Origin of the sequence: Pseudomonas fluorescens (genome assembly GCF_000802965.1) — a bacterium.
In the GTDB taxonomy this organism is placed as follows: domain Bacteria; phylum Pseudomonadota; class Gammaproteobacteria; order Pseudomonadales; family Pseudomonadaceae; genus Aquipseudomonas; species Aquipseudomonas fluorescens_A.
The window spans coordinates 66,952-78,918 of sequence record NZ_JSAK01000009.1 but is presented as its reverse complement, the minus strand read 5'-3'; the positions used below and the strand labels follow the sequence as shown (position 1 = coordinate 78,918).

The window sequence follows — 11,967 nt, the reverse complement described above, 5'->3', positions numbered from 1 at the left end:
GCCTTTGCCGGACGCTTACGAAGAGCCTGCCTATGGCGGGCAGTTGTTAAGGAAATTTCCAAGGTTCCCGTCGGTCTTCGTGCAATAAAAAAGCCCCGCTCAATGGCGGGGCTCTCTTAAAAAACAATCCTTGACGGGGCTTAATCAAATTGTCGATTTGTACAGTCGAGCCTTAAGGATCTCGACAATCTGCTTGTAGATTGGCTCAAAGACCCTGGCGTCAACCTCTGCCACACTCAGAATAAGGTGATGATCATTATTCACCTCGAACCGATATCCCGCTTCGCAGAACTGAACGTCCAAGTCGAAAACGTAAGAGGTCCAAAGCGATTTGTCCCTGGAGGCTATTGTGATAGCAATAGCGCAAGAGACTGCTCCCGACTCAATACTGAGCTGATACCACGGTTTCTCTTTAAAGATCGACGCCGGCTTTACACCCAACCGAGCATAGGACTCACCCACGGATCCATCGTTACGACTCCAAGCAGTCGAAGTAAGGCGCAGATACTTACCTAAGCCAGTAGCGAGATCAGCTATCACCCTGGGCAGCAATTGGCATTGGGATTGTAGAGCTTCCTGACGACTTCCAATTCGAGTCTGCTGCGCTGCGCAAGTATTCATTACCTAGCTCCATGATGCAGCCTATCAAATCGCCGCATAGTAATTTTTTGACCAATAAAAGCCCGGCGCGATGGCTGGGCTTTTGTTGTCACTCCTACACACGCAGAAATAACAGAATGTAAAAATGTTCTCTCATTCTCTCTGTGTTTGCAATGGCTAATTGCTATACCCCGCAGCTTCGATTGATCCTTCTGCTTCCATTTTCCATGAGTGCCGGCGATCCACCTTGAATTTCGTCCACGCATGGCGGGGTGGCCTTTGCGGTTAACGATTTGCTCGCCCTCCAGCCGCCAAGCGACCATTCACTTGATGAGCAAAACCAGTAAGGCTCGAATGGGCGTCGCCGGATTTGTAGCTATTGCGGAGCGCGCACTACTAGTGAACGTTCGCGAGGGGCTTCCATACGTTGTTCAATAGAAGACGGCCAAGGAGAGTAATGCGGCGCGGCGCAATTTCAGAGATCACCGGGTTTAGCGCAGGCACAAAAAAGCCGATCTAGTTGATCGGCTTAAGTGTCTGATTCTACTCAGGAATAATGGTCGGGACGGAGTGAACTCTTTAGCAGGTGGCAATTGCTCCGGGGCGAATCTCAGGCGATATCGTCGCCCCCCTCGCAGTGGCTCGGCCTGATTATCGAGACGTGCGCCAGTGTAGAAGGCTTCCTCGACGCTATTGCCGTAGATTCCAATATGCGCCCCAACCGCACGGTTCATATAATTACCAGCTAAAGCATCACGATTGCCGAACAAGCCAAGTGTGCTATGCACCTTAATCACGGCGGCTTGCAACTGCTCTTGCGCTTTTTTGATCCCGGTATTCAGGGCATCCAGTTGATCAACAGACAGTGCTTCGAGATTGAACCGCTGCCCAGGGACGATACCAATCTGTGCAAAACGCTCTCGCAAATTTATTTCTGACGGTTGCGTTGGGCACAGCTCAAGAATTTGGTTCAGTACACCTATAAAGGCCGGACCCAATCCTGATTTGCTATCCCATTTTGGCCAATTGATCGGCGGTGCAGAAGCCGGCGCGGTGTCGCCTACGAACTCATGCAGCGCACGCAAACGATACTGTTGCTGCAAGGCGCGTACTGCGGGCAGATCCCCATTATTTTTCAGACCTGTGCGACCAAGCACTAGGACAATCTCAGTTTCACTTCGCAGTACCGCTTTGACCCCACTGGGCACCGAACCATTCCAACGTGGACCGGCGATCAAATAGTCGCCGGCGTCACGCCCAGTACTGAGTACGCCGACATAGCCAAAATTATGAGTGTACTGATCTACCAATTGGTGCACGTAATAGCGATCATCGGCCACTGCGGGCACGCTTAGGACTTGGGGTTCGCTGCGCAGATCGAGCCAAGCCCATGAGTACGGAGTGTCGTTATTCGGAGTGACCACTTCGCGATTGGCTGGGGTGTACAACTGGCTGTAATGGCGGAAGCAATTGAATCCGCCAACGTACTCAGCTGCCTGAGGGTCGAGTACCTGCCTCTGCATTGTTTGGTAATGCATCAGCATCGGGTAAGCGAATATCCATGCATCTCGCGCTATTTCTGGAACCGCCGTAGCACCTGCTGCCAACAACCAACGCGGAACCAAGAGGCTACCTCCCAATGCCCCTATACCACCCAGCAAACGGCGGCGACTCAACGTAGCGCTCATACCTCAGCCTCACATTCCATTGCTTTGATCATTGGCAATCGGAAGCGGCCATCCAGGGCTGCTGGTTGCGGCAGGTACAGACGCAGCAGCAGGTTGAAAGGCCCTACGGGCGTCGGTAGCCAATTTCCCTGTTGTTCCTTCCCCGGAGAATTCGATTGCAGGAATATAGTCAGCCCCTCGTCCGAGTTGTAACGTAGATTTGGGGTGCGATCACCAATTGAGTAACGGTTAATCGAATTCTCAACCAGCAACTGAGTGTTACCGTCATACATTGTCAAAGACCAAAAGGCATCCACAGGAGGTAGCTGCCCCGCAGGGAAACTGAGTTGGTAGCAGCTGTGCCCATCCAGTGACTGTCCATCGATATCGTGCATTGCTACAGGATAAAGCGCCTCGACTTGGTCATTCGCGTAAATATATCGCCACGCCACTGCGGCGCGCGTCAGATCGTCTTCACCAAATTTACCTACATTCGCCGGTAAGCGAGACCATCCTTGTTGCTCAATGGAAAGATTGCTAGAGGCTGCTCGCACTTGTTCCCGGCCAGCCTCAGCTCCCTCGATAACCGCCTGTTCAAGCGATTGCGGTGGAGTGAATTCAGCGCCCTGCTTTATGCCTATTTCCCCAAAACGGCTAAGTTTTTGCTGCTCGCTTGGGGTCCATTCGTGAAGCGCCGCTAGTGCGTTAAACCGACTGAACAACGCCACCGCGGGTCCCTTCTTGCTGTCCTCGTATGTAGGAAATTGCAACTTGGGTAATGCTGCTGGAGTCGGTGTACCGAGTAATTTCGATAAGGGCTGCAAGACGTAGTTTTTAAGAACTTGTGCCCCCTGAGGCTGGTCACCCTCCCCCTTCACCTCGGTACGTCCTAGCAGGAATACTACGCGACTCGGCGAACGAATCACTCCGCTGAAACCTGGCGGCAATTCTCCCTGCCAGTCCGGCCCAGCGATCAAGTATCGCCCGGCTTTGTTACCGGTGGCGCGTGTACCTATGTAATCGAGGTTATCGGTGCGCATGTCCACTAACTGGAAGCTGTAATATCTGCCATCAATGGCGGGTACTTGCAACACTTGTGGTTCGGCACGCAGATCTAACAAGGCACTGGTATAAAATGTGTCGTTATTCGGCGATACGACCTTATTATCACCCGGACCGTAAAGGCGAGGTTCGCTGTGCAGATAATTGAATGGCAGTTTGGCAGTAAAAGCATTTAGAACTTTATTATGCTCAGCAGTGGCGTATGCGAATACATAGGCCTCTTGAGCCAAAGCCTTGGCTTGCTGCTGATCGAGATTGGCCGCATGCACAGTATTGATGCTGACTCCAACGACTAAAGCGGTAATGCAATGGCGCATGGTTGATATCCTGTACGAAAATGCATGGCGCTACTAATGAGCGCCATTATTAAATGTGGCTGCCACCACGCCTTACTTGGCCCAACGTCGGAGATCCGAAGGGGTGTAATCGTCAGGCTTGGCGGTAAATCCGACACGCATTGGCTGGGTCTCTTCGTTGGCAAGGCCACCGGCGTAATAACGCCCGGCGATCAAATCGTACGAAGTTTCCAACACGTTGTAGGTGAAGCCATGGTCGTATTGCTGAATAGCGTGCAACTCACCGCTGCGCCACAGTTCGCCACGGCTGTCATACTGGTCGGACTGGGCAATCTGCCAACTGTCCTCGTCCACATAAAAGCGGCGTTTGGCGTAGATGTGTCGGGCATCCGGCTTGAGCGTGGCCTCCACCACCCAGACCCGGTGCTTCTCGTAGCGCACCAAATCTTGGTTGATGTGATTCGGCTTGATTATTTCGTCGTACTTGAGCGTGTGGCTTCCGATTTTGTAGCTGTTGTAAGGAATGAACAGCTCCTGCTTGCCGATCAGCTTCCAGTCGAAACGGTCCGGCGCACCGTTGTAGCCGTCGACGTTGTCAGCGGTGAGCAGGCCGTTGCTGTAACGGGCGCTGTTGTCGTAGGCGAGCATCGGTGCACGGCGCACCCGCCGCTGGCCGGGCAGGTATTGCCAAGCCGAACGCGGTTCGGCGACTTGATCAATCGGCTCGTGCACCAATACCGCTTCACCGGCCAGTCGAGCGGGCTCCAGTACACGGCTTTTTACAAAAAATAAGGTGTTAGCGTTCGGCTCAAGCCCAGAAACGGTCTCGGCGAAGTTGATGAGTGATTGGCTGCGTACATAACTGGTAGCGCCGTTTTCGCGCACAAGTGCTGAGCTATTAATGCGCTCATAACTGCCCCCACGATAACGGGTCATGTGGTTCCACATCACCTCTAGCCCTTCGGTCGGCAATGGAAACGGAATACCGCGCGCATAGTCGTGTAGCCCATTGCCGCCATCGGCCATGCTGGTCTTAGCGACGTTGGCGCGGCTCTGTTCCAACACATCCTTAGGCAGGTTGGCACTGCGATGAGTCTGGTAGACGTTCATTTTGTAGCTGCCTGGGTAGCGTTTGAACAACGCGATCTGCCCGGGGCTAAGAAACTTCTGGTACTGCGCAAGGTTCTGCGCAGTGACGGTGAACAACGGTTTTTCTGCCGCATACGGGTCGCTGTAACTGCCCTTGCTGTCGACGGTGCCAGCGTTCCTCGCCAGCCCGCCACTCCATGCCGGAATAGAGCCATCGGCATTGGCCGCCATTTCCGAACCCATAGGCGTCAGAGTTTTGCCAAGGCTGGCGGAGTCGGTGCCTTTGGCCTGGGCCAAGCCAACTGTGCAGGCCAGCGCCAGGGTACACAATTGCATACGCATAATGGTTCTCCTTAGAAGTCTGCCTTGAAGCTGACGGAAGCGAAGTCGCGGTCGTCGAAAGTGCTGTAGTCGTTGGAACCAAAGAACGAGTTGTAGGCCAGTTCCACGCTGTAATCGTTCATGTAGATGCCGGTCAGGCTCACGCCGAGGGCTTGTTGGCCCTCCTGGAACGGCCCTTGCGGGTCGTAGGAATTACCCTCGACGTCATGCCGCCAGTTGACCGCAGGAATCAGGTTGATACCCGGCAACACGTCGCTGTATTCGAGGCTCGCACGCAGGCGATACCCCCACGACCAATCGGTGGCAAAACCCTTGTCGGTGCAGTACTGATTGGTTACGCCCGAGGCCACGGTGTTGCACTGCGTGCCGTTGCGTGTCGAGCTGCGACCGAAGGCGGCGCTGCGGCCCAGACGCTCGTCGCCGAGGTCGTCGATGTGTACAACACCGGCTTCGCCAAACAGGCTCAAGCGCGTAGCACCCAGCACATTGTCGAAAGCCTGAGTCGCTGACGCGGTCGCCTGCCAGACCCCCTTACGCTCCCAAGCGTCAAAACGGCTGCCGCGGTTGATATTGAAGCCGGGCGGCAACTGCACCCAGGAACTACCCGACGGCCCGGAAATCACGGCGACGTTGATGTCCGGCGCGTTGATCGCCAATGGCATGTTCGGCCGATAGCTCAACTCACCAGCAAGGGAGATCCCGCTGTAGGGCTCGACGCCGTTGAGGCTGATACCGTACAGGCGAATGTCCTCGGGAAACGCCGCCGCGTAGCTCGGAGCCTGAACGCCACCGGGGAATGTCCCGGGCGCACCGATGTTCTTCGCATCGAGGGTGAAATACGGCAACCGCGAGTGATAGTTGATGAAGTAGATCGCCGCTTCGGCATCGTTCAACGCCGGGATCATCTGGCGCAGGGCGAAACCGAATTGGCCGTTGTCGGACGGCGATTCATTGCCTCGTGAAGGGACATACAACCCAGCAGCTTGTGATTGCTGATCAGACTGTATCTGGCTCAAATACAACGGCCCACAACCCTTCTGAATGGCATCGCTGGCAGCGAAGAAAGTCCCGCAACCGTCGAGCACGCTGGGGCGCCAGTTGAACTGGTAGAAGCCTTCGAGGTTGGTGGTATCGGTCAGGCCGAAGCTGAAGGAGACCATTTCCACCGGCAACTGGCCTTCCTTGATTTCCACGCCTGGGCGGTTGAAGGCCGAGATGTCCAGCGGGTTGATCACGTTGATGCCGTTCTGGATCAGCAGCGACTCGCCCCAGGACAGCACCTGGTTGCCAACCTTCACGCTCAAGGGATGCTCGGCCACCTGGAAGTCTTTCCAGACATAGGCGTCGAGCATCTCGAAACCCTTGAACTTCGACAGATCGTCCCAACCCGAATCGTCAAAATCCTTGAACCGCGCCTGACGGGTTTCGTAGGCGTGGTCGTACCAGTATTTGAAGCGCAGAAACGCACCCTGACCCTGCCCATCGAGACTGAAATCGGTGAGACCCTTAAAGTTCTGCGAGATGGGATCGCCCTTCTCGAAGTTCAGCCGATTGTCGTCAGCACTGATGCTGCTACCATTGGCCTGCACCCCTTGAGCTTGCAGGGCGTTCGCACGGGTCATGAGGCTTTTATCGGGATTCTGCGTCGACCAACTGCTTCCTAGGCTCAAGGTGGTTTTGGTAGATAGGCTCCAGTCTTCGTTGATATCGAAAGTGGTCGCATAAGATGGCCCAGCAAGAACTGCAAGAATCGCCAACGTGAGGGGGCGCGGGCGGGCGTGGCCAAGCCTATGAAGTCTCGGAACGACTCCGGCTGTGACCGAGCATTTTTTTATCATTATTAGGCTCCGGTAAGTATTACTCAGCACGGACACGGTGCCCAACTACGAAAAAAGTGACAAATGCGCCACGGGACAAAAAACGATCATCTAAGCATCACAGACTGGCTAAGCGAAACTGCTTAGGCGTGATCCCAAATTGTTTTCGAAATGCACGAATGAAATTGCTTGATTGGCGATATCCAAGACGCTCTGCAATACGCTCAATAGGTTGATCACCAGCGATCAGCCAGTGTCGAGCTAATTCAAGGCTATCGCTGCGAGCGTCGCTGAGAGTGGAACTTTTCCAGTGCTGCAACATTTTCTGATGCAAGAAAGGATTGGCCCCAATCAACGGTAGATCCAGTGCTATTCGTGGCATTCTCAGGCAGGGGTAACTGCCTTGTTCGGTACTCATATCTTGACTTTGCAGCCACTGAGCAGCAGCCTGCTCAGGAGCAAGAGTGACGCCAGTGAACAAGTCTCTTGGGAACAATCCCACGCGTCGAGAAAGATTGCTTACCAAACTGACCATCGCCGCGTCATAGCCAAAAAAATGTGGTTGGTTCAAACTCGGACGTAGATATAGTCTTGCTTCACTTTCCACTTCCTCAAGATCAACAAGTACGTAATTGGTCACAATTGACGAATGTTGAATAAAACACCTAAGACTTGCCCTTAGAGTCGGAGCGGAATCTAGCAAGATATTCAATCCTTGAAGGCAACTCGTAGCCATCCCTTGGGCCATCTCACAACCAAAGTTTCGCGCGGCGCCCGCTTTTTCGCATTCTCGCCACAGTTGATCGACCAGTTGCGCGGGAATGTGCGGTCGATCCACCAGCCAGCTTAGGCTGATGCCTGCGCGTTGCAGCAACTCCATTTCACAAAGCCCAAACTTGACCGCGTGCCCGAGAATAGTTAACGCGAAAGCACTTGATGCGAAAGAGTTAGTATTCATGATGAGCATCCACCCAGAAGCTTGGAGTGCCCTTATGCCAGCCCCATGAGAGTAGATCAAATGCGTTCCAAGTAGCGAATTAATGCGTCTGACGCATAGCCGATTTAGAGCAACATTTGGCAAATCCAACACATCGAATCTTAGAAAATCAGACTAAAAACAGGTTACATAAGGAATCACAGTCCCTCACCAAAATTCGCCAGATAAAAACACCACCGGCAAATATAAAAATTAATATACAATTTCCCACCAAGCGCGGATGGACATGTCGCAGCTAACATCATGGATAGCCGATTGCACTACCTCATCGATGATGAGCGACTTGGATAATTATGCTACTTACTTCTAACTCCATTCACGCAGCTAGTTTACTACCCGCCATTGAAGAGCTAATTACGCGCGGCATACCACAAGAATTAATAGAAGGTTTGCTTCGTCGAAATTTGTGCGATTTACGCACACCTTTTATGCGAATCCCACTGTTTCTATCCAGACAATTTTGGGATTTTGCACTTGCCAAAACAGGAGACTCAATGCTGGGTTTGCCGGCGGGGATTAGGTTTGTTTCAACATCAAGCAATGGTCTAACATATCTGTTCGATGTGGCTACGTCGATAGAAAAATCGTGCGAGTATTTAACTAACTATTTTCCGTTCTTTAATGGTCATTTCCAACCAATTATTCGACGTAATGAAAATTTTGTTGAGCTTCAGCTACATGATTGTGGAATGCTTCGGGCCACGCCGCCAATGCGCGACTATGCCGTTGCGAGCATTTGTAAAATGTTGCGCCGGAAGTGTTATGCCAGTAGTCTATCCGAAGATCCAATTTTGGCCGTGGGACTGACTAACGCGAGACCACCCAGCAGCCTCGTTTATGAGAACCACTTTCACACCTCCGTAGAATGGTGCCAGCAGTTAGATACTATTAGTTTGAATCAAAAAATATTCTCAAAAGCAGTAACTCCGAGCAATGCAAAATTAGAAAAAACGTTAATAGCGCTTCTCGATGAAACTCGTCAAAACAGCGAGCCGACATTACTGGAATTAGTCAGCGACCACATAATAAATGATTTAGACAGTGCCAACTGGCAAAGCTTTTGTGACTCATCGTATTTACTCGAACGCACTGCAACACGACGCCTGAAAGCGTTAGGCTGGAGTTTCTCAGAGTTGCTCGATGAATATAGACGCTACCGCGCCCTAGATCTCTTGCATTCATCAGACCACTCGCTGGTTGATATCGCCTGCCAACTAGGGTACCGCGATGTACAAAGCCTCAACCGAGCCTCACTGCGCTGGTTCGGTTCCACTCCTGGATTATTCCGGTTAAATTCCGAAAAACGCGTTGAGTACACCGCAGTAATGCCCTAGCCTTAATGATATAAGCATTTTTCAACTAGTTACCTAATCCTAGTATCGCGACCATATCGCAACAGCCTGACTAATGTCGTTTGGTCTAAGGAAACGAACACTTATTTTATTGCCCATCGCTTGCGCGCATGCAAATATGCCGCAAGGTCACTATAACCAAGCTGTGTGGATATCTCTGTTCGCGACGCGCCATTCAACTCTAAGTACAACTCAGTTTCTGAACGCACTTGGTCAACCAACTCTCGAAATGTAGTGCCTTCCTCGTCTAACCGTCTGCGCAATGTTCGTGAGCTTTGAAAAAGTGCTTCTGCTATATCCTCCAAACTAGGTGCTACCCCCCTCGATAATGCTTGTCGTGTGCATCCCGCTACTTTGGCACCCCAACTACTAAATCGTTGATAAGTCGCGATCCTCCGATCCAATTCACTAGTCAGTAAATCCAGCATACCGGAATGACGAGTAATCAAAGGCAATGTCAAGCAAGATGGATCATAATACAATCGTGTTTTCTCACAATTGTATTCAATCCTTTCTCCAAACCACTGAGTATAGTAACGGTAGTATGATGGCCGTGAGTGAGAAAATTGCACCAGAACAGGAGTAATCAGCTGTCCAGTATTGCACCGCAATTGGGTAATCGACATCACTCCATAATGCTCTGTGAGGTAGCGCGCAAGCACCGGAGGAGCATCTACCGTAAGTTCAACCCCTGCACCCTCTTTATCTCTGATCAGTCGTCCACTATCAGTATCTGACGCAAGCTTTGCGAAACGAGCCCAATGCTCCATAGATGATGCTACATCAGGACAATAAGAGCATAAATAAACAATCGCGTGAATATCTTGAGGAGTAAACATTCCGTACAGGTTTAGACCAATAATAGGGTCAATTTTAGCGGCTATGCGCCACAGCTGATCAAGGTCCATAACACTGTAATCATCACATTGGTTGAGCGTACAGTTGCCAATGAACCGCTCCAATACCTGGCCAAGCTTACCTCTATGGAAGCGCTGACCTGGATCGCTGGCCGATTTAAGCAGGATTCTGTCCGATTCGCGCATTGGTACCATCACAGTCATGGTTTCTAATTATTTGGCATCGCCCCACTTGGGCCCATTGAGAATGCCATGAATACAATAATAGCAGGCAACGATCCATCATTGATCGTAGCGGGAATTTTTCTCGCATTCGTGTTACTTGAGATAATTTGTTCGGCATTTCGCCAACCGCTGGCTACTAAACGAGATGCGCTGATAGAGATAATGGGGTCGGGCATTCTAGTAGCTGTGACCTTTCCATTAATAATGTGGCTGAGCAACACAATATTAAATTATTACGCCCCCGCTGCGAAGGGCGCTCTCGCAGATATACCCTGGTTGCTTGGTTTCGCTTTATTTCTGCTTCTTGACGATATGACTCAATATTGGTGGCACCGGCTGACCCACAAAGTGCCTGCCCTCTACGCTCTGCATAGAGCCCACCATTCAGCACCTTATATGAGCGTTCGTATCGCTTACCGAAACAACAGCTTTTATTACCTTATTATGCCTGGTATCTGGCTATCCGGAGCGCTTATCTACCTAGGTTTAGCGCCTATTTATTATGTATATCTAATAATCAAAATGCTCGTCATATTCGGTGCGCATAGCAGTGTCGCCTGGGACGATAAGCTGTACCGTATTCCCGCCCTTCGCCCTTTTGTCTGGATATTGGAGCGTACAATATCCACTCCTGCGACGCATTCAGCTCACCATGGACTTAGCGCAGATGATGGCATCACTCATTACAAGGGAAATTTCGGAAATCTTCTATTTTTTTGGGATGTATTATTTGGAACGGCAAAAATTACTCGTCGCCGCCCGACCTCTTTTGGCATTGAACATCTCTCACCCATCACCTGGAAAGAAGAGTTGTTTTGGCCACTGATTCGATCCCGACGTTCCCAGAAAACAGTAAACTCCGGTCCGAAGGCTGCGCAATGAATAGTCATGTGGTGGTAATCGTTGGATCCAACCGATCAAATAGCCAATCGCTAAAAGTCGCAAAGTTTCTGCAAAAAAGGTTAGAAGAACTAAACATTTGCGACTCAATCCATTTGTTAGATTTAGCGTCCATCCGTTTACCATTATGGCCCGAACGGGACTTAAATGAAGTATGGGCCGACCAGAAATCAGCTCTGCAAAAAGCCACGTCATTAATTGTCATTAGTCCAGAATGGCACGGTATGGCATGTCCTGCGATTAAAAATCTTTTCTTCTACGCAGGCTTGAGTGAGGTGGGCCATAAACCCGCATTATTGGTGGGTGTTTCCGCGGGTATCGGTGGAGCCTACCCACTTATCGAACTTCGTACTTCAAGTTTCAAAAATTGCAGAATTGCTTACCTTCCTGAGCAGTTAATAGTTCGCCAGGTTGAATGCATGCTTAATGATCAAGAACCCCACGACGAAAATGACTGTCGACTGAGAGCACGAATTGACTGGAGTTTGATAATGCTTTCAAGTTACGACAAAGCGCTCCGATCGGTACGCAAGGATATAAACATGCATCTGCCGGACTTCGCAAACGGCATGTAAACCTAACCAAACACACAAGGACGTGTGCTCTCTCATCAGTAAAAAACCGCATATACATCTATCTTATAACTAAAAAAAATATCCGCAGCCTCAGCGCAAAATATAAATAGGCAGCGCCTCTTCTTCAACGCGCCAAGCAAAGTGAAAAATCACAAGATAATTTTATTAGAATGGAGTTTTGGATTGGA

General features: G+C 50.9%; 9 protein-coding genes. 3 read left to right on the top strand and 6 right to left on the bottom strand.

Annotated features, from left to right (window positions below; translation table 11 throughout):
* Positions 1 to 1,091 precede the first annotated feature (1,091 nt).
* From NL64_RS09235 to NL64_RS09215, 5 genes are all read right to left on the bottom strand, one after another.
* Complete coding sequence (locus NL64_RS09235) at positions 1,092 to 2,225, bottom strand: DUF1254 domain-containing protein (RefSeq protein WP_253277073.1); 1,134 nt, start codon at positions 2,223 to 2,225, stop codon at positions 1,092 to 1,094.
* A 59-nt stretch (positions 2,226 to 2,284) separates the two neighbouring features.
* Positions 2,285 to 3,646, bottom strand: a complete 1,362-nt coding sequence (locus NL64_RS09230; protein ID WP_034147821.1) for a DUF1254 domain-containing protein — start codon at positions 3,644 to 3,646, stop codon at positions 2,285 to 2,287.
* 72 nt (positions 3,647 to 3,718) lie between these two features.
* Positions 3,719 to 5,056: a DUF1329 domain-containing protein gene (locus NL64_RS09225; RefSeq protein ID WP_034147820.1), complete on the bottom strand. Its 1,338-nt coding sequence runs from the start codon at positions 5,054 to 5,056 to the stop codon at positions 3,719 to 3,721.
* Between the two features lie 11 nt (positions 5,057 to 5,067).
* Positions 5,068 to 6,894 carry a DUF1302 domain-containing protein gene (locus NL64_RS09220; RefSeq protein WP_034147819.1) on the bottom strand — a complete coding sequence of 609 codons (1,827 nt, stop codon included), beginning with the start codon at positions 6,892 to 6,894 and terminating at the stop codon, positions 5,068 to 5,070.
* Positions 6,895 to 6,991: 97 nt separating this feature from the next.
* Positions 6,992 to 7,831, bottom strand: a complete 840-nt coding sequence (locus NL64_RS09215; RefSeq protein WP_034147829.1) for an AraC family transcriptional regulator — start codon at positions 7,829 to 7,831, stop codon at positions 6,992 to 6,994.
* Between the two features lie 332 nt (positions 7,832 to 8,163).
* Between NL64_RS09215 and NL64_RS29495 the strand changes: the two genes are divergently transcribed.
* Positions 8,164 to 9,204, top strand: a complete 1,041-nt coding sequence (locus tag NL64_RS29495; protein WP_080757922.1) for a helix-turn-helix domain-containing protein — start codon at positions 8,164 to 8,166, stop codon at positions 9,202 to 9,204.
* Positions 9,205 to 9,305: 101 nt separating this feature from the next.
* Here the strand turns inward: NL64_RS29495 and NL64_RS29490 are convergent, their stop codons facing one another.
* Positions 9,306 to 10,265 carry an AraC family transcriptional regulator ligand-binding domain-containing protein gene (locus tag NL64_RS29490; protein WP_080757928.1) on the bottom strand — a complete coding sequence of 320 codons (960 nt, stop codon included), beginning with the start codon at positions 10,263 to 10,265 and terminating at the stop codon, positions 9,306 to 9,308.
* 66 nt (positions 10,266 to 10,331) lie between these two features.
* Between NL64_RS29490 and NL64_RS09210 the strand changes: the two genes are divergently transcribed.
* A complete protein-coding gene (locus NL64_RS09210; protein WP_034147818.1) occupies positions 10,332 to 11,186 on the top strand; it encodes a sterol desaturase family protein in 855 nt (284 codons plus the stop codon).
* Positions 11,183 to 11,779, top strand: coding sequence for an NADPH-dependent FMN reductase (locus NL64_RS29485; RefSeq protein ID WP_080757920.1), 597 nt, complete (start codon positions 11,183 to 11,185; stop codon positions 11,777 to 11,779). The genes NL64_RS09210 and NL64_RS29485 overlap by 4 nt, the downstream gene beginning before the upstream one ends.
* Positions 11,780 to 11,967 lie beyond the last annotated feature (188 nt).

Excerpts from the sequence above, each read along its gene's own strand:
- NL64_RS09230 (WP_034147821.1), bottom strand. The coding sequence starts at position 3,646 with ATGCGCCATTGCATTACCGCTTTAGTCGTTGGAGTCAGCATCAATACT.
- NL64_RS09225 (WP_034147820.1), bottom strand. The coding sequence starts at position 5,056 with ATGCGTATGCAATTGTGTACCCTGGCGCTGGCCTGCACAGTTGGCTTG.
- NL64_RS09220 (WP_034147819.1), bottom strand. The coding sequence starts at position 6,894 with ATGATAAAAAAATGCTCGGTCACAGCCGGAGTCGTTCCGAGACTTCAT.
- NL64_RS09215 (WP_034147829.1), bottom strand. The coding sequence starts at position 7,831 with ATGAATACTAACTCTTTCGCATCAAGTGCTTTCGCGTTAACTATTCTC.
- NL64_RS29495 (WP_080757922.1), top strand. The coding sequence starts at position 8,164 with ATGCTACTTACTTCTAACTCCATTCACGCAGCTAGTTTACTACCCGCC.
- NL64_RS29490 (WP_080757928.1), bottom strand. The coding sequence starts at position 10,265 with ATGCGCGAATCGGACAGAATCCTGCTTAAATCGGCCAGCGATCCAGGT.
- NL64_RS09210 (WP_034147818.1), top strand. The coding sequence starts at position 10,332 with ATGAATACAATAATAGCAGGCAACGATCCATCATTGATCGTAGCGGGA.
- NL64_RS29485 (WP_080757920.1), top strand. The coding sequence starts at position 11,183 with ATGAATAGTCATGTGGTGGTAATCGTTGGATCCAACCGATCAAATAGC.